Source organism: Streptomyces lydicus (assembly GCF_001729485.1).
Taxonomy (GTDB): domain Bacteria; phylum Actinomycetota; class Actinomycetes; order Streptomycetales; family Streptomycetaceae; genus Streptomyces; species Streptomyces lydicus_D.
Window position 1 is genome coordinate 8,143,271 of sequence record NZ_CP017157.1, and the last position, 15,737, is coordinate 8,159,007.

At 70.5% G+C, this 15,737-nt stretch carries 18 protein-coding genes and 1 pseudogene; 8 read left to right on the top strand and 11 right to left on the bottom strand.

The window, feature by feature from the left end; all coding sequences use genetic code 11:
• Window positions 1–59: 59 nt before the first annotated feature.
• The 4 genes from SL103_RS35360 to SL103_RS35375 all read right to left on the bottom strand — a co-directional run bounded on the left by SL103_RS35360 (window position 60) and on the right by SL103_RS35375 (window position 2,518).
• The gene (locus SL103_RS35360; protein WP_069573148.1) at window positions 60–482 is read right to left on the bottom strand and encodes an SsgA family sporulation/cell division regulator; all 423 of its coding nucleotides are present in this window, start codon (window positions 480–482) and stop codon (window positions 60–62) included.
• A gap of 104 nt (window positions 483–586) precedes the next feature.
• Window positions 587–1,357: an IclR family transcriptional regulator gene (locus SL103_RS35365; protein WP_432215413.1), complete on the bottom strand. Its 771-nt coding sequence runs from the start codon at window positions 1,355–1,357 to the stop codon at window positions 587–589.
• Window positions 1,358–1,750: 393 nt separating this feature from the next.
• Window positions 1,751–1,972, bottom strand: coding sequence for a DUF5326 family protein (locus SL103_RS35370; protein ID WP_069573151.1), 222 nt, complete (start codon window positions 1,970–1,972; stop codon window positions 1,751–1,753).
• Window positions 1,973–2,200: 228 nt separating this feature from the next.
• Window positions 2,201–2,518 carry a cupin domain-containing protein gene (locus tag SL103_RS35375; protein WP_069573152.1) on the bottom strand — a complete coding sequence of 106 codons (318 nt, stop codon included), beginning with the start codon at window positions 2,516–2,518 and terminating at the stop codon, window positions 2,201–2,203.
• 49 nt (window positions 2,519–2,567) lie between these two features.
• Here SL103_RS35375 and SL103_RS35380 point away from each other — a divergent pair, with 49 nt between their 5' ends.
• The 5 genes from SL103_RS35380 to SL103_RS35400 all read left to right on the top strand — a co-directional run bounded on the left by SL103_RS35380 (window position 2,568) and on the right by SL103_RS35400 (window position 6,358).
• Window positions 2,568–2,945 (top strand): phage holin family protein, encoded by a 378-nt coding sequence (locus SL103_RS35380; RefSeq protein WP_069573153.1) that lies wholly within the window; start codon window positions 2,568–2,570, stop codon window positions 2,943–2,945.
• 3 nt (window positions 2,946–2,948) lie between these two features.
• Window positions 2,949–3,548 (top strand): low molecular weight protein-tyrosine-phosphatase, encoded by a 600-nt coding sequence (locus tag SL103_RS35385; protein ID WP_069573154.1) that lies wholly within the window; start codon window positions 2,949–2,951, stop codon window positions 3,546–3,548.
• Window positions 3,545–4,684 (top strand): cystathionine gamma-lyase, encoded by a 1,140-nt coding sequence (locus SL103_RS35390; RefSeq protein ID WP_069573156.1) that lies wholly within the window; start codon window positions 3,545–3,547, stop codon window positions 4,682–4,684. The genes SL103_RS35385 and SL103_RS35390 overlap by 4 nt, the downstream gene beginning before the upstream one ends.
• Before the next feature lie 249 nt (window positions 4,685–4,933).
• Entirely contained in the window at window positions 4,934–5,830 is an 897-nt protein-coding gene (locus SL103_RS35395) for a LysR family transcriptional regulator (protein WP_069573157.1), read from the top strand.
• Window positions 5,831–5,878: 48 nt separating this feature from the next.
• Complete coding sequence (locus SL103_RS35400; protein ID WP_069573158.1) at window positions 5,879–6,358, top strand: NUDIX domain-containing protein; 480 nt, start codon at window positions 5,879–5,881, stop codon at window positions 6,356–6,358.
• Window positions 6,359–6,403: 45 nt separating this feature from the next.
• Here SL103_RS35400 and SL103_RS35405 read toward each other — a convergent pair whose 3' ends face one another.
• From SL103_RS35405 to SL103_RS35415, 3 genes are all read right to left on the bottom strand, one after another.
• A complete protein-coding gene (locus SL103_RS35405; RefSeq protein WP_069573159.1) occupies window positions 6,404–7,300 on the bottom strand; it encodes a pyridoxamine 5'-phosphate oxidase family protein in 897 nt (298 codons plus the stop codon).
• A gap of 49 nt (window positions 7,301–7,349) precedes the next feature.
• The gene (locus SL103_RS35410; RefSeq protein ID WP_432215382.1) at window positions 7,350–9,521 is read right to left on the bottom strand and encodes a globin domain-containing protein; all 2,172 of its coding nucleotides are present in this window, start codon (window positions 9,519–9,521) and stop codon (window positions 7,350–7,352) included.
• 448 nt (window positions 9,522–9,969) lie between these two features.
• Complete coding sequence (locus SL103_RS35415) at window positions 9,970–10,605, bottom strand: HAD family hydrolase (protein ID WP_069573161.1); 636 nt, start codon at window positions 10,603–10,605, stop codon at window positions 9,970–9,972.
• A gap of 245 nt (window positions 10,606–10,850) precedes the next feature.
• Between SL103_RS35415 and SL103_RS35420 the strand changes: the two genes are divergently transcribed.
• Window positions 10,851–11,417 (top strand): DUF2269 domain-containing protein, encoded by a 567-nt coding sequence (locus SL103_RS35420; RefSeq protein ID WP_069574430.1) that lies wholly within the window; start codon window positions 10,851–10,853, stop codon window positions 11,415–11,417.
• Between the two features lie 133 nt (window positions 11,418–11,550).
• On the opposite strand, the gene SL103_RS35425 is transcribed toward SL103_RS35420, so the two are convergent.
• Both SL103_RS35425 and SL103_RS35435 read right to left on the bottom strand, forming a co-directional pair.
• Complete coding sequence (locus tag SL103_RS35425) at window positions 11,551–12,048, bottom strand: GlcG/HbpS family heme-binding protein (RefSeq protein ID WP_079146153.1); 498 nt, start codon at window positions 12,046–12,048, stop codon at window positions 11,551–11,553.
• A 183-nt stretch (window positions 12,049–12,231) separates the two neighbouring features.
• Window positions 12,232–13,452: an MFS transporter gene (locus tag SL103_RS35435; RefSeq protein ID WP_069573164.1), complete on the bottom strand. Its 1,221-nt coding sequence runs from the start codon at window positions 13,450–13,452 to the stop codon at window positions 12,232–12,234.
• Window positions 13,453–13,585: 133 nt separating this feature from the next.
• Here SL103_RS35435 and SL103_RS35440 point away from each other — a divergent pair, with 133 nt between their 5' ends.
• Entirely contained in the window at window positions 13,586–14,119 is a 534-nt protein-coding gene (locus SL103_RS35440; protein ID WP_069573166.1) for a MarR family winged helix-turn-helix transcriptional regulator, read from the top strand.
• Between the two features lie 95 nt (window positions 14,120–14,214).
• On the top strand, window positions 14,215–14,667 hold the full coding sequence (locus SL103_RS35445; RefSeq protein WP_069573167.1) for a GNAT family N-acetyltransferase: 453 nt from the start codon (window positions 14,215–14,217) through the stop codon (window positions 14,665–14,667).
• A 51-nt stretch (window positions 14,668–14,718) separates the two neighbouring features.
• Here SL103_RS35445 and SL103_RS35450 read toward each other — a convergent pair whose 3' ends face one another.
• Both SL103_RS35450 and SL103_RS39120 read right to left on the bottom strand, forming a co-directional pair.
• Window positions 14,719–15,270 (bottom strand): TetR/AcrR family transcriptional regulator, encoded by a 552-nt coding sequence (locus SL103_RS35450; RefSeq protein ID WP_244304269.1) that lies wholly within the window; start codon window positions 15,268–15,270, stop codon window positions 14,719–14,721.
• Between the two features lie 12 nt (window positions 15,271–15,282).
• Window positions 15,283–15,543: pseudogene (locus tag SL103_RS39120) on the bottom strand (helix-turn-helix domain-containing protein); the annotation flags it as partial.
• Between the last annotated feature and the right edge of the window lie 194 nt (window positions 15,544–15,737).

Consider the following 15,737-nt stretch of genomic DNA (forward strand, 5'->3'; position numbering starts at 1 on the left):
GGTTGGCGGGCCCTGGGCGGGGTCAGCGCGCCGAGCGGGGCGGCGGAGCCGGGACGGGCTCAGCCCGCCGGGGCCTCCGTCAGGATCCGGTCGAGTACGGCCTCCAGCGTGTCGCAGACCTCTTCCTCACCGAGCGGTACCAGCCGGTCCGTACGGTCCAGGAAGGCCACCAGCGGCGCCGCGCTGACCTTGAACAGGGCGCGCTCGCTGCCCACTTGGAGGTTGATGAAGACCTCGCCGAGGTGCTCGGGGGAGGCCGGCTCGATCCGCACGTCGCCCTCCCCGGACGGGCGGCTCAGTCCGTCCAGCAGCAACTCACGGCCGAACGCCCAGGTGACGGGAGCGTCGCCGGGCAGGTCGAAGGTGAGGCGGACGGCGTACGGATCGGCGCGGTCGAAGTCCAGCCCCACCGGGATCCGGAACGCGAGCTCCTCCGAGACGACGAAGCTCATGATCACTTCTGCCTGAACTGTGTCGGTCATCAACCACTGCCCCGCACTTGATCGGAGATGGCCGGGAAACATCCCCCATAGCCCTATGGACGCCATCGTCTGCCACGTGCGGACGGATCACAAGGAGTGAGTTTTCAGATACTGATAGAGAAGGCGAGTGTCGTTAGTGTCGACTCCGCCATTTTCCGTAGTCGAGCCGTAACCGACCGCAATCGATGCAGTTCGTCGGCCGGAAGGGATACGGCGAGCGTCGCGGCAGCCGCGCCGACCTGGAGGGGAATGGCCGCGCACACCGTGCCCAGAGCATATTCCTGGCTCTCGTAGGCCACTTGACCGCGACGCACCGTGTCCAAACGGTGCAGCAGATCGTCCTCAGTTCGTACGGAAAAGGGCGTTATCGACTGCACGGGGTACCGCGACAGATGCTCCCTCCTGGACGCCTCGTCAATCTGCGCGAGCAGAGACTGCCCGATGGCGTGAGCGTGTGCGGTGGTGCGGAAGTCGGCCCACTCCTCCACCGGTGGCCGCTCCGGGTCGTCCGTGACCGCGACGACGTCCACCTCGCCCTCGCGGTAGACGGCGAAGTAGACGGCGGCGTCCAGCTCCCGGCCCGCCACGGCCAGTGCCTCGGAGATCCGCAACCGCTGCCGGGACCTGGCCCCGGCCCGGCCGATGACCTCCACCGCGGCACCGAGGACGAAGACGCCGTCCTCACGCCGCAGATAGCCCTCGTGCGTCAGGGTCCGCAGCAGGTGGTAGCTCGTCGGAAGGGGGATTCCGGTCTCCCGGGCGAGCTGCTTGGCCGGCGCACCCTCGGGGTGGGTACCCACCGCCTCCAGCAGCCGCAGCGCCCGCTGCACCGAGCCGATCAAGGTGGGCTGAGAGGCGGATTCGCCGTTCACCACTGCCAACGCCAACACCCCAGCTCCGCTTGCCATGGGGCACCGGAGCCCCGGTGGCGGGACCTCCTCCCGACACCGCGCGCGTCTCCCGGGCCCCCGCGATGACGCCCGGTCCGGCCTCGCCCCGCACGGTACTTTGCGGAACCTCACCATCCGGAAGACGCCTGCGATGCGCACTGTAGCCGCGCGGGTGGCAGCGACAAGCAGATACCCGGGGAGTTAACCCGCCCGCGCACGACTCGGACGTGCATGGGCAAAGCCGGACCGCACTCGAACGCGTTCGGATCGACATCTGACGCGATCGGCCCGGCCGCTGGAGGGCGGGCCGGGCCGGTGGCGGGACGAGGCCGCCCGGACGCCGTCGCCGGGAGGCGGGCGTCCGGGCAGGGCGGTGACTTACCAGTCGCTCTTCGACGAGGACGACGAACCGCTGACCCGGCGGACGAGGTAGATCACTCCGGCTATCAGAGCCGCCGCGATGAGCACCTTGAACAGCAAGCCGACCAGGAAGCCCAGCGCGGTGGCGATCATGCCGCCGAAGACCACGATCAGGACGACGGGGATCACGACCCAGGTGACCCACCACGGAAGCCCCGCGAATATCCCCTTACCAGCCACTGCTCTGCCCTGCTTTCTGTCTGTCGCGCCGTCTGTACCTGTGTCTGTACCGCGCTATCTGTCCATTGCGCTCACTGCTGCGCTGAGGGCACTGTCCACGCGCCGCTGCCGCCGCGCCGCTTCCGGCTCACCCTCACCAACGATGCTAGGGCGCGGAACACCGGCGTGGGGGCCTCGCAGCCCCGGCCCTCCCCTGACCCGTCCCCTACGGGTTCCGGGCCCCGTCCCTTAGCTCTCAGGAGGAGAGAAGACCACCATCACCCGGAGATCCTCACTGATGTGGTGGAACTTGTGCGGCACCCCCGCCGGCACATAGATCACGCTGCCGCGTGCCACCGGCTCCGTCTCCGCGCCGATGGTGATCGCCCCCCGGCCGCTGACCACGAAGTACACCTCGTCCTGGCGGTGCGGCTGCTGGGGGTCGACGCTCCCCGCGTCCAGCGCGTACAGGCCGACCGACATGTTGCGTTCCCGGATGAACTGGAGATAAGCACCGTCGTTCGCGGCCCGTTCCGCTTCCAGTTCATCCAGTCTGAAGCTCTTCATGCCGCTCGCACCCCTCTGATGATTCAGACTCGTCTGCGACGATCTCACCATGAAGCATTTTCTGGTCAAGACGATCGCCAACGCCGCGGCGCTTGCCGTGGCCATCTGGCTGCTCAAGGACATCACGCTGACCGGCGAGAACACCGGCCGCAAGATACTGACCCTGGTCCTGGTCGCGCTGATCTTCGGGTTGGTGAACTTCCTCGTCAAGCCCGTCGTGAAGCTGCTGTCCTTCCCCCTGTTCATCCTCACGCTCGGCCTCATCACTCTGGTCGTGAACGCGCTGATGCTGTTGCTGACCTCCTGGCTCGCCGGCAAGGCCGACCTGGCCTTCCACGTGGCGGGCTTCTGGCCGGCACTGCTCGGCGGCGTGATCATCTCCATCGTCTCCTGGGCGATGCACATGGTCCTTCCCGACGAGGACTGACCGTTGACCGCCCCCTTCCGCATCTGCTTCGTCTGCACCGGCAACATCTGCCGGTCGCCGATGGCCGAGTCCGTCTTCCGCAGCCGCCTCGCGGAGGACGGGCTCGACGGCCTGGTCGAGGTGGACAGCGCGGGCACCGGCGGCTGGCACGAGGGCGACGGGGCCGATCCGCGCACGGTCGCCGCGCTCCGGGCGGCCGGCTATGAAACCGCTCACACCGCCCGGCAGTTCCACGCCTCCTGGTTCGACCGTCTCGACCTCGTCATCGCGCTCGATTCCGGCCACCTCCGGGCACTGCGCCGGCTGGCCCCCACCCCGCAGGACGCCGCCAAGGTCCGGCTGCTGCGCTCGTACGCGGACGAGGGCGCCGGCGAGGGCGCGGGCGAGGCGCACGACCTCGACGTACCCGATCCCTACTACGGCGACTTCGCGGGCTTCGAGGAGTGCCTGGAGATGGTCGAGGCCGCCAGCGACGGCCTGCTGGCAGCGGTCCGTACCTCGGTCGCGGCCCGCACCGTGATCCAGGCCCGCGCGCCCGAGTCCGACGACGACCACCGGCCGGCGCCGGCCCCCGCACACCCGCAGGAGAAGGAGAGCGCATGACGGGCGACGGCACCCGCGTCGTACGAGCCGGGCTTCCGGAGCCGGCGGCCTATGAGCCGACGCTTCCCGGGCCGGTGTTCGCGGCGCACTTCCACCTCCCCGGCGACGCCGTCGGTCCGTACACCTACGGCCGGGACGCCAACCCCACCTGGACGCGTCTGGAACAGGCCATCGGCGAGCTCGAATCGCCGGACGAGAGCGCACACACCGTGGCCTTCGCCTCCGGGATGGCGGCGATCAGCGCCGTCCTCTTCTCCCAGCTGCGCGCCGGCGACGCGGTGGTCCTCCCCAGCGACGGCTACCAGCTGCTGCCGGCCGTCCGCTCCCGCCTGGAGAGCTACGGCATCGAGGTCCGTACCGCGCCGACCGCCCAGGACGCGCAGCTGGAGGTGCTGGACGGCGCCCGGCTGCTGTGGATCGAGACGCCGTCCAACCCCGGGCTCGACGTCTGCGACATCCGGCGCCTGGCCAAGGCGGCGCACCGCGTCGGTGCGCTGGTCGCCGTCGACAACACGCTCGCCACGCCGCTCGGCCAGCGTCCGCTCGACCTCGGCGCGGACTTCTCGGTCGCCAGCGGCACCAAGGCGCTGACCGGCCACGGCGATGTCCTGCTGGGGTACGTCAGCACCCGTGACGCGGCGCTGGCCGACTCCGTCCGGCTGTGGCGCAAGACCGTGGGCGCCATTCCCGGTCCCATGGAGAGCTGGCTGGCGCACCGCTCGCTCGCCACCCTCGCCCTGCGGGTCCGCCAGCAGTCGGCCGGCGCGTCGGCACTCGCCGCGGCGCTGGCCGACCGCCCGGAGGTCACCGGCCTGCGCCACCCCGGCCTGCCGTCCGATCCGTCGCACGAGCTCGCCGCCCGGCAGATGCGTCCCGGCCACTTCGGCTCCGTGGTGTCCTTCGCCCTGCCGGACAAGGCCCGTGCCGAGCGGTTCCTGTCGGCGCTGACCCTGGTCGACGACGCGACGAGCTTCGGCGGCGTACGGTCCAGTGCCGAGCGGCGCGCCCGCTGGGGCGGGGACGCGGTGTCCGAGGGGTTCATCCGCTTCTCGGTGGGCGTGGAGGAGCCGGCGGACCTGGTCGCGGATGTCCTCCGCGCGCTGGATCTGGCCGCGGACGACACCGCGGCGAACTGACCGACTAAGGCGCACTGACCGACGAAGTCGGCCGGCAGGGTATCCCCCCTCGTCACCCTGCCGGCCCGCGGTCCGACGTGGCTCGAGCCCACGTGTTTCACGTGAAACCGAATGTTCCACGTGAAACCAACCGCTCGAACAAGGCTAGTTGACTGAGCGTCAGTGTCCAATCACGCTAGCGACACAGCCCTATCGACAAATTTATAGTTGGCCCGCGACCAGGCTTCCGAGGGGCGCAGGAGGTACGCGATGGATCTGGCTCTGCTGCGCACCTTCGTCACGGTGCACCGAGCCGGCTCCTTCACCCGCGCCGCGGCCCTGCTCGGCCTCTCCCAGCCGGCGGTGACCAGCCAAATACGGGCGCTGGAGCGCCAGTTGGGCCGGCCGCTCTTCCTCCGCTACGCCCGTGGTGTCACCCCCACCACCATCGGCGACGAGCTCGCCCACAAGGTCGCCCCGCATCTGGACGCGCTGACCGAGATCACCGAGGCCGGTCTGGACCGGGATTCGGTCACCCGCACCCTTCATCTCGCCGGGCCACCGGAGTTCCTCGCCGAGCGGGCACTTCCCGCGCTGACCCCGCTGATCGCCCAGGGCCTCTCCCTACGCAGCGCCTTCGGCTCGGCCGACGAGCTGCTGAGCGGCCTGGCCGCCGGCCACCACGATCTGACCGTCACGACCACCCGGCCGCGCGGAGGGCTGCTCACCGCCACCCCGCTGTGCGACGAGGAGCACGTCCTGATCGCCGCGCCGCACTGGGCGGACGGGGTGGGCGGACCGGCCGCACTGCAGGCCGGGGGCGTCCGCCTGCTCGACCCGGTGCCGCTCGTGGAGGTCCATGAGAGCCTCCCGCTGATCACCCGCTACTGGTCCACGGTCTTCGACGCCAAGCCCGCCGCCTCCGCCGCCGTGATCGCGGCCGATCTCCGCGCGGTGCTGGCCTGCGTCACGGCCGGCGCCGGCCTCGCCGTCCTGCCCCGCTACCTGTGCACCGCGGCCCTGGACCGCGGGGAGGTCGTCGCCCTGCTCGACCCGCCGGTACCCCCGCTGCGCACGTACTTCCTCGCCGTGCGGACCGGGACGCTCGGCCTGCCGCACATCGCGCGGGCGCACGAGTGGCTGCTGCGCTCCGCCGTCGACTGGTGACGAAGGGACAGGGGTTTCACCAGGCCGTGGTTGCGGCATCTGTCGACTATGACCGTACGGCCAGTCGTCAAACGCACCGCCCGCGCAATCCTGCTCGACGGCGATGATCTCGTTCTGATCAAGCGCACCAAGCCGGGCCGGGCCCCGTACTGGATCACCCCCGGCGGCGGGGTCGAGGCCGAGGACGCCACGGTCATCGACGCCCTCCACCGTGAACTGGACGAAGAACTCGGCGCGAAGATCAAGGACGTGGTGCCGGTCTTCGTCGACACCGTCGAGCACTTCAGCGACGGTGGGGTGGACGGCGTGAAGGTGCAGCACTTCTTCGTCTGCCGGCTCGACTCGATGGACCTCTCACGCCGGCACGGCCCCGAGGTCGAGGAGCCGTGCGGGGAGTACGAGATCGTGCGGGTGCCGTTCACCCGCGTCGGCATCGCCTCCGTCGAGGTCGTTCCGCTCTCCCTGCGGCACTACCTGGACGGCAACATCGAGGGCGTACGCGCGATGCACGCCCCCGACCTGGGCTGACCGGCGGCCGGACCGAGGTGCCGGCCGACGCAGGGGCCCGGGAGATCAGCCGTCGCGGCGGCCGAACCACCCCAGGAACTCGGTCTCGTCCTCCGCGGCCCGGCGCGGCTGGGCCCGCGCCAACACCCGCTCCACCCGGTCGAGGAACTCCGCGTTCAGCTCCTCCACGAAGTCGTTCCGGTCCGCGAAACGGTGGCCGGCACCGTTCACCTGCCGCACCTCGGACTCCGCGAGCGCACCCTGGGGCGTCACGGCGTCGGTGTCCTCGTGCAGTCCGCCCCGCAGGTGCTCGTCCTTGCGCTCGGCCCGCCGGAACGGCGCCCGCTCGGCCGCCTCGGCCGCCGCGCCGAAGAAGTCCCCGCCCTTGCGCTTGACGTCGTCCGTGCCCCAGGCCCGCGCCCCGCGCTGCTGCACCGGCACCTTCTGCAGATGCGGAATGTGCTTGGCGCAGTGGATGTACGCCTCCTCGACGTCGACCGTGACCCACAGCTGGGCGCGGCGCCCGGGAATCGGGTCGACCGGGAGGCCGGGGTGCGCCGCGCGCATCTCGTCGTCCAGGACGACCCGCGCCCGGCCGTTGATGTGCAGCCCGATGCGGTCGCGGGTGAAGTCGATCACCAGCATGCCCAGGCGCGGGTTCTCCGAGATGTTGCCGACGGACGCCATGACACCGTTGCCACGGTATTCCGGGTAGGCCAGCGTCCGGTCGCCGAGCACCCGGATGAAGCCGGGCGGGCCGGCCCGGAACGTCGAGTCGCACTCCCCGTGCCGGTCGGCGGTGGCCAGGAAGAACATCTCCTGCCGCCCCAGGAACTCCTGCATACGGGCGTTGAGATGATCGAGCACCTGGTCCCCGTAGAAACGGTCCGCGCGCTCGGTCGTGCCGAGTCGCTGCTGGACCAGGTGTTCGCCGTCGCTGCCTGGGCGCTCCTGCCGGGGCATGCCCCACCCCTCCCCTGTCGGCCCGTGTTCGCCTTGTGCTGCCAAGACCTCAATCTCCTGCCGCGACCAGCTCTTCAATGGAGTCGTGCCGTATGCGGTCGGTCGGGATGCCGACCCCCACCAAAGCGTCCACGCCGCTACGGATCAGGCCGGGCGGCCCGGAAAGATAGGCGTCGTACTCGCGGAAGGGCCCGTATTGCCGCACGGCGTCCGGCAGTTGACCGGTCGCACTGCTGGTCCCGCCCCGCACCGCGGGCCCGTTGGCGACCACCGGGCGGACCGAGAGCCACTGGTGGGTCTGCTCCAGACGCAGCATGGTGTCCAGGTCATAGAGGTCGTGATCGGTGCGGGCACCGTAGAAGACGTCGACGGGCCGGCGGATGCCGTGTTCCGCGACGTCCTCGATCAGCGCCTTGATGGGCGCGATGCCGGTACCGCCGCCGACGCACAACAGGCCGTTGCGGGTGGAGTGGTCGACGGTCATCGAGCCGGCCGGCCCGCCGAGCCGGATGACGTCACCGGGACGGGCGCGGTGCACCATCGCGTTGGAGACCCAGCCCGCCGGAACCGCCTTGACGTGGAACGACAGCAGACCGTCGGAGCGCGGTGCGGAGGCGAAGGAGTAGTGCCGCCAGACCCGTGGCCACCAGGGGGTTTCCACGCTGGTGTACTGGCCGGCGCGGAACGGGTAGGGCTGGTCGGGGCGGACCGTCACCACCGCGATGTCGGGGGTGCGCAGCTCGTGCGAGACGACCTCGGCCTGCCACCACGCGGGCGCCACGGCCTCGTCCTCGGCCGCCGCGTCGATCATGATCTGGGAGATCGCGGTGTACGCGCGCACCCACGCGGCCTCGGTCTCCGGCCCCCAACTGGACGTCGCGTACCGCGCCAGTGCGTTGAGCAGGCACTCGCCGACCGCGGGGTAGTGGTCGGGCTGGGTGCCGTACTTGCGGTGGCCGCGGCCGAGGTTGGCGAGGTACGCCTTGAGCACGGCGGCGTTGTCGACGTGCTGGGCGGAGGTGAGCAACGCCTTGAACAGCCGGTCGCGCTGGGCGTCCATCGAGGCCGGGAAGAGCGCCCGCAGGTCGGGGTGCTGGACGAACAGCAACGCGTAGAAGTACGACGTGACCTTGTCGGCCACCGGCTCGATCTCGGCCATGGTGCGGCGGATGAGCAGCGCGTCGGGCGAAGCGGATGCCGCGGGTGCGGCCGAGGTGTGCAGGGCCTCGAGCGAGGGCTCGGCGGCCGGCACGGCCGGGCGCTGCTTGGGCGCGAAGTACGGGGCCGCGGCGACCTCGTCCTGGACGGCGGGCGCGGGCGCGGGGGGCTGGGGGGCCGGCGCGGGGGCCGATGCGGCTGGCGCAGGCGCGGGGGCCTGCGGGGCCGGCGCGGGGACGGAGGTCTGGGCGGGGCCCGGGCCGGGGGCCGGGGCCGCACTGCCGGGGCGCGCCGGTTCGTGGACGGGTTCGGGCTCACGGCCCCGCACGGGCTCGCGCTCCCATACGGACGGACGGGCCGGCTGCTGGTCAAGGGTCGGCTGCTGGTCACGGGCGGGCTCGGGCTCCCGGCGCGGCGGCGCGTACGGGGAGAAGGGGTCCAGGTACCCGGGGTCCGCGGCGGCGGGCTGCTCGGCGAAGGGAGTCGCCGGCTGCTCGGCGTAGGGGGCGGCGGGCGCGGGAGACGGGGCGGTGGGGTGCGGGGCCGTCTCGTGGCGCGGCTGGGGGGCCTGCGCCGGTTCGGCCTCACGTTCACGTGCGGCGGCGGTGCCTACCGGCCGGATCGGATTGACCGGCCGACTGGGTATCCGCTCCTGGCCGCCGCGTTCACCGGCACCGTGCGGGGCATTCCCGCCATACGGTCTGTTCCCGTCGTACGGGGCATTGCCGCCGTAGGGGGCATTGCCACTGTAGGAGGCATTGCCGCCGTACGGCCCGTCCCCGTCGTACCGATCGCCGAAGTCGCCGCGGTTCTCACGAAGAGCGCGCTCACCGTGGCCGTTGTGGTCGTCGCGGTCATAGTGGTCGTCGCGGTCGCTGTGGTCGTCGTACTCACCCCGGCCGTCCGGTTCGGTACGGCCGTCCTCGTCCGGGCGGCCCTGACCGTCCTGTCGCTCCTGCTGTTCACCGGAGGACTTCTTCGCCGGCGGAGTGAACCAACCCCAATCGCCACTGCTGCCGCCAGAAGAGCCGTTATCGGCCGACGTGGTGGTCGGAGCGTCCATGGTCTGCCTCGCCTCGAACGTCTTTCGGTTGACTTCGCAGTTCCGTGAAGCGGAACTGCCCGCAATTCCCCCGCCCTGTCCCGGAATTCTTCAACGCCTCAAGCGATCCCGGCAACACCCGCTAAAGCGGACAAAACCCACTTCCCTGCGACAACGCGGGGCAGACGGCGTGTCAGCACCATGCCACCCCTGCTCATCAGAACGGACAAATAGCCGGAAGTCCGGGTGTCACGGGCCGCTTCACCGCTACGCTGATGAGCTTTGCCCGTCGTTCGCGGCCCGCGGAAGCCCTTACCCCGCCAAGCCGGACTCGACCATACCGGCAGTAGTTGAAACCACAAGCCCTGATCTTGGAACACTCCGCGCGGCACCTCCGATTTCGGTGATCCTTCCCACAGATGGCCTTTTCCCTCCGTTGAAGGGGCCATTCCCCGAAGAAAGCCAGGAATTACTCACCGGTACGGACCAGTTCATAGGCCCCGCGCAGATCCCGCCCCGCGTACGCAGCCCAAGCCAGGCCACTGACATGGTGATCGGCGTTCACGGCCACCGACCGGGGCACCGCCGCGAACAGTGCGGTGTCCGACAGGGAGTCGCCGTACGCCACACAGTCGGCCCGCGTCAGCCCGTACTGCGCGCAGAGTTCATCCGCGATACGCACCTTCGCCGCCGACGAGAGGATGCCGGCCGGCTGCACCGGCTCCCTGAACGGCACGGCGGGCCACAGCGAACCGTGCGCGGTGTCGGCGCCCCAGGACAGCAGACGATCGACGAAGAAACTGGGCGAGAGAGAAATCACGGCGCAGCGTTCACCACGCGCGCGGATATCCGCCCAGACCTCCCGAATACCGGTCAGCCAGGGCGCACCGTCGAAGGCCGCCGCCACATGAAGCTCGGTCAACTCCGCCGCCCACAGCTCACACGACCGTTGCGCGTACTGCAGCGGCGTCAGCTGCCCCGCGGCAAACCCGCGCTCCAGCTCCGCGGTCTCCCGCTCCATGCCGAGTTGCCGGGCGATCTCCACCGCGGCCGCGGACCCGTAGAGCAGAGTCCCGTCCATGTCGAACAGATGCAGTTTCCCCATGAGCGAGGAGCGTAGGACGCATGCACCGGGACGGGGAGGGAGGGGGTGAGGAGACTGAGGGATGAGGGAATCTCGGGGCTGGGGACTGGGGGGCTGGGGTCTGAGGGGCTGGAGGCTGGCGTCGGGGGCTGGGTATCCGAGGGCTCTGGGGTTGGGGGCTGGGGTGGCCGTACTCAAGGTCGCGTATGCGGGGTTACTCCCGCGGGCAGATGTACGGCGGGGCGCCGACCGCGACCGTGGACGGTATGCAGCAGCTCACCCGCCCCGTCCGCCGAAGTCTCCTCGTCCTCCATGTCGCCGTATCCGTCAGCTGGCTCGGCCTGACCCTCGGGCTGCTGGCACTCGGCCTCACGGGCTGGACGACCGGCTCCCCTGATACGGCTACAACCGCGTACCGAGCGATGAAGATCTTCGGTGACTGGCTGGTCCTGCCCATCGCCCTGGTGACGCTGGTCAGCGGACTGGTGCTGTCACTGGGCACCTCCTGGGGGCTGGCCAGGCATCGCTGGGTCCACCTCAAGTTCTGGCTGACGCTCGCGACCGTGCTGTTGTCGGTCTTCGCACTGCGACCGGGCATCAACCACCAGGCCGCCGAAGCGGTCGCGGGCAACCCCGCGCCCGCCATCGATCTCGTCGTCGCACCGGCCGTCGCCACGGCCACCTACTTCTTCCTCACTGCGATCTCCGTACTCAAGCCTTGGGGGCTGACGGCACGAGGCCGACGGCTGCGCGAGGCTCAGGCGACCGAGGCCCGCGCGCACCGGGTGCACCGGGTGGACCTGGCGCACCGGACACAGGGGAGCGGCAAATAGGGGACGGCCGTTGGCTAGCGGACGATACGCAGATGGCCCGGGCCCGCCGACGCCGCCGCCCTCCGGCGGACAGCTCCGCTAATGGCGTGCCCCGCCGGCGGGCAGCTCCGCCGGCGGACGACGTGCCGTGAGGTCAGGCGAGGCCCAGCTCCGCTATCGCCGCACCGGCGATCCGGTGGTCCTGCTCGGGGGCGCCACCACCGACGCCGATCGCACCGATCAGCCGGCCGTCCCGGTGGAGCGGCACACCACCCGCCAGGAAGAGCAGCGGCCGGTCCAGCGCCGTGGGCAGCGTGTGGAACAGGCCGTCGGGTCGTACGAGATCGACCAGATCGGCGGTCGGCGCGTCCAGCTGGAGCGCGGTGTACGCCTTGCGGGTGCTGGTCTCACCGGAGATCAACACGGCCGCGTCGTCCCGGCGGAAGGCGAGCAGATGACCGCCCGCGTCGAGCACGGTGACGCTCCCCCGTACGCCCACGTCGTCGGCGGCCCGGACGGCGGCCTCGATCAGGGCTTCGGCATCACCGGTGGTCAGCGGCCGGACCGCCGGCACGGCAGCCGAGCTGGAGGGAGCGCCGGAGGCAGAAGTGGAGGGGGAGGTCGAGGTGGGGGTGGGGGTGGTGGTGCTCATCGGGGTGTCCTTGGGGGAGTTCGATGGGGTGCGGCAGCACATGCGGCACTGCCGGTCCTGGCGGTGCTGCCGGTCCTGGTGGTCCTGGTGCTGGGGGTGAGGCACGCAGTCTGGTGATGGTCGGAGCGAGGTGTGCGATCCGTGGTGGCGATGGGCGTCCGCCGGGCGCGGTGCCCTCAGCTGTCAGCTCTGTCCCACCGCTACGGGTTCGTCGGCGACCAGTGCGGGCCCGCCCGCGTGCACGACCTGGCTGCGGCCGCTCTGACGGCGCTCCAGGAGGGAGGCGAATATCGCTACTCCGAGGGCCACGACGGTCATCAGCGCGCCGACCCAGTTGGGCGCGGTGTAGCCGAGGCCAGCCGAGATGACGAGCCCGCCGAGCCAAGCGGCCAGTGCGTTACCGAAATTGAAGGCCGCGATGTTGCCGGCCGAGGCGAGGGTGGGCGCCGCGGCCGCCTGGTCCATCACCCGCTTCTGCAGTGGCGGCACGGTCGCGAAGCCGAAGATGCCGATCAGTGCGATGGTGACGGTCGCCGCGATCTTGTTGTGTGCGGTGAAGTTGAACGCGGCCAGCGAGAGCGCCAGACCTGACATCGACACGTACAGCATCGGCATCATGGCGCGGTCGGTGAAGCGTCCGGAGACCAGGTTTCCGCCGACCATGCCGAGTCCGAAGACGGCCGTCAGCCAGATGACGGAGGACGGTGCGAAGCCGGTGACCTCGGTCATCATCGAGGCGAGATAGGTGACGGCCGCGAAGACACCGCCGAAGCCGAGGATGGTCATCAGCATCGCGAGACCGACCTGCGGGTTGCGGAAGACCGCGAGTTCCTTGCCTATGGAGGAAGCTGCCTTCGCCTGATGCGCCGGGATCAGCTTGACGATGCCGAGCAGTCCGATCACACCGAGCGCGGTGATGGCGTAGAAGGTGGTGCGCCAGCCCGCGTGCTGGCTGAGCATCGTGCCGGCCGGCACGCCCACGACGTTGGCGATGGTCAGGCCGCTGAACATCAGTGAGATGGCGGTGGCGCGCTTCTGCGGTGCGACCAGATCGGCGGCCACGAGTGCGCCGATGCCGAAGAAGGCGCCGTGCGTGAAGGCGGCAACGATCCGGCCTACCAACATGATCCAGAAGTTCGGCGCGAGGCCCGTGAACAGGTTGCCGACGATGAAGAGGCCCATCAGGAGGGTCAGCATCTGCTTGCGGGTGAAGCGCGTGCCCAGCGCGGTCATCAGCGGGGCGCCGATCACCACACCGAGCGCGTAGACCGTGGTCGCGTATCCGGCGAGGGGGATGGAGACACCGAAGCCGGCCGCCATGTCGGGCAGCAGGCCCATGACCGCGAACTCGGTCGTGCCGATCCCAAAGGCACCGATGGCAAGAGCCAGGAGTGCGAGAGGCATGACGGATCCCTTCGAATGATTGCGTCCGTCCCTTACGAGCGTCCACAATAATTGCAGACGCGGGTTAATTGCAAGCGCCGGATATTTCGATCGTGGCCTATCCTGGTGAGTGCGCCCCTTGAGGAGGTCTTCGATGACGCAGCAGACGCGCGAGAAGCAAGAAGAGCGGGAGCAGCCAGCGGTCCGGCAGGTGGCAGCGGACGCGCCCGGCTGCCCGCCGGCACCGGAGCCCGGCCTCGCGCAGGGCTGGTGCGCGCTTTCCGCCCTGCACAGCCGCATCGAGTCGCACATCGAGCGCGCACTGCAGGCCGGCCACGACCTCAGCGTCCGCGAGTTCTCGGTCCTCAACGTGCTCAGCGAGCAGCACGACGGGCCGGGCGGTCACCTGCGGATGCACCAGGTCGCGGACTCCGTCGTCCTCAGCCAGAGCGCCACCACCCGCCTGGTCACCCGGCTCGAGGAGCGCGGACTGCTCTCGCGCTATCTGTGCCCCGACGACCGCCGCGGCATCTACACCAACGTCACGCCCGACGGCCTCGCGCTCCTGGTGGAGGCACGACCCACGCACGACGGCGCCCTGCGGGAAGCCCTCCAGGAGGCCGGGCGGCGGCCCGAGCTGGCACCGCTGGTGACGGCCGTCGAAACGCTCGCGCCGCCCGCCCGCTGACGCCGCGGGAAGGGGGCGGGCCGGTACCGGACGGGCCAACACCGCCCGGGCGCCTGCCTGCCCTCCCCGTGAACACACGGCATAGGGTCGCGCCCATGAGCGATATCGAGATACGCCGCGCCACCGAGGCCGATCTGCCCGCCATCGTCGCGATGCTCGCCGATGACCCGCTCGGCGCCACCCGTGAATCGCCGGACGACCTGGCTCCGTATCGCACCGCATACAAGACGCTGGCCGCCGACCCGCAGCAGCACCTGGTGGTCGCTGTGCGCGAGGGACGAACGATCGGAACTCTCCAGCTCACGGTCATTCCCGGCCTGTCCCGGCGCGGTGCCACCCGCTCGATCATCGAGGCCGTGCGGATCCATCGCGACGAGCGCGGCAGCGGGCTCGGCAGCCAGCTCATCGAGTGGGCGGTCGCGGAGTCGCGCACGCTCGGCTGCCACATGGTGCAGCTCACCTCCGACGCGACCCGGGTCGATGCGCACCGCTTCTACGAACGGCTCGGCTTCGAGGCATCCCACCTGGGCTTCAAGCTCGCACTCTGACGGACAAGCGCCGACGGGCGGCAAGCAACGGGCGACCGGCGCCCGGCGGTCTCAGGGGCGCCGCGTACGTCCCCGCGCCCGGTGGGCCTTCTGTCGGCACGCGCCGCCGCAGTAGCGTGCCGGGCGTCCCGTGCGGGCCACCGCGAGCGCCGCCCCACACACCTCACATCGAGATTCGTTACGCTTTTCGCCCTCCGGCGGAAGTTTCGTTACGGTCGGCGTCGCCCGCAGCGCGTCGCACATCAGCGCCGTCATCCGCCCGGGGGCTTCGGCCTGCGAGCCTCCCGCGGCCCGGGCCCGCTCCATCGAGAGGCAGCCCACGAGCAGCGCCCTGAGGTCCGCCATACCAACGTCCTGCCTTACGGCGCCTGCCTGTTGGGCCCTGGTCAGCAGGGCTTCCAGCGCCTCGTCGAAGTCCTGCCCGGCTCCTGGGGACGGGGTGAAGCGCCCTGCGCCGGCCGCCTCCAGCGCGTCACACAGCGCCTTGTTCCGAGACGTGAGCCGCACCACCGAGGCAAGGAAGCGAAAGAACACGGCACCAGGGTCCTCGGCATCGACCAAGTCCCTTGCGGTGTCGGTGAAAAGCTCGATCCGCTCCACCACGGCCGCTCTGAACAGGGCCTCCTTGGAAGGGAAATGGCGGTATACCGTTCCTGCCCCGACCCCTGCGCGGCGCGCGATCTCCCCGAGGGGGACTCCCAACCCCTGTTCCTCGAAGGCGAATCGGGCCGCTTGGAGCACGAGCGCCCGATTCCGTCGGGCGTCCGCACGCGGGGCCGTCACCTCACGCGCCACGCCACCATCCGGCATCGCCGAGCCTCCTGAGAAACGTTCTCGTCCCGGGTGGGCTGCCGCGACATCAAGCGGGTCGCCCATTCCGATTCTAAGGGAGGCTCTCAGCAAGATCACTGAGCGTCTGGGGGCCGGGCCTTCGCGTCGGCCGGCCCAAGGAGGGCGCCGTCAGCATCAAGCCTCCTGCCGGAGCTGCCGGGGCGCCACCGGACTGCTCCCGACGACACAAGACGGTCGCGGGCTCCTTTCCTCGCAGACGAGGCCGCCTCCGCGGTGCA

Bases quoted from the DNA above. Each gene is read 5' to 3' on its own strand.
- SL103_RS35380 (WP_069573153.1), top strand. From the start codon at position 2,568: ATGAAGCATTTTCTGGTCAAGACGATCGCCAACGCCGCGGCGCTTGCC.
- SL103_RS35445 (WP_069573167.1), top strand. From the start codon at position 14,215: ATGAGCGATATCGAGATACGCCGCGCCACCGAGGCCGATCTGCCCGCC.
- SL103_RS35395 (WP_069573157.1), top strand. From the start codon at position 4,934: ATGGATCTGGCTCTGCTGCGCACCTTCGTCACGGTGCACCGAGCCGGC.
- SL103_RS35390 (WP_069573156.1), top strand. From the start codon at position 3,545: ATGACGGGCGACGGCACCCGCGTCGTACGAGCCGGGCTTCCGGAGCCG.
- SL103_RS35410 (WP_432215382.1), bottom strand. From the start codon at position 9,521: ATGGACGCTCCGACCACCACGTCGGCCGATAACGGCTCTTCTGGCGGC.
- SL103_RS35360 (WP_069573148.1), bottom strand. From the start codon at position 482: ATGACCGACACAGTTCAGGCAGAAGTGATCATGAGCTTCGTCGTCTCG.
- SL103_RS35415 (WP_069573161.1), bottom strand. From the start codon at position 10,605: ATGGGGAAACTGCATCTGTTCGACATGGACGGGACTCTGCTCTACGGG.
- SL103_RS35375 (WP_069573152.1), bottom strand. From the start codon at position 2,518: ATGAAGAGCTTCAGACTGGATGAACTGGAAGCGGAACGGGCCGCGAAC.
- SL103_RS35435 (WP_069573164.1), bottom strand. From the start codon at position 13,452: ATGCCTCTCGCACTCCTGGCTCTTGCCATCGGTGCCTTTGGGATCGGC.
- SL103_RS35400 (WP_069573158.1), top strand. From the start codon at position 5,879: ATGACCGTACGGCCAGTCGTCAAACGCACCGCCCGCGCAATCCTGCTC.
- SL103_RS35440 (WP_069573166.1), top strand. From the start codon at position 13,586: ATGACGCAGCAGACGCGCGAGAAGCAAGAAGAGCGGGAGCAGCCAGCG.
- SL103_RS35425 (WP_079146153.1), bottom strand. From the start codon at position 12,048: ATGAGCACCACCACCCCCACCCCCACCTCGACCTCCCCCTCCACTTCT.
- SL103_RS35405 (WP_069573159.1), bottom strand. From the start codon at position 7,300: ATGCCCCGGCAGGAGCGCCCAGGCAGCGACGGCGAACACCTGGTCCAG.
- SL103_RS35420 (WP_069574430.1), top strand. From the start codon at position 10,851: ATGCAGCAGCTCACCCGCCCCGTCCGCCGAAGTCTCCTCGTCCTCCAT.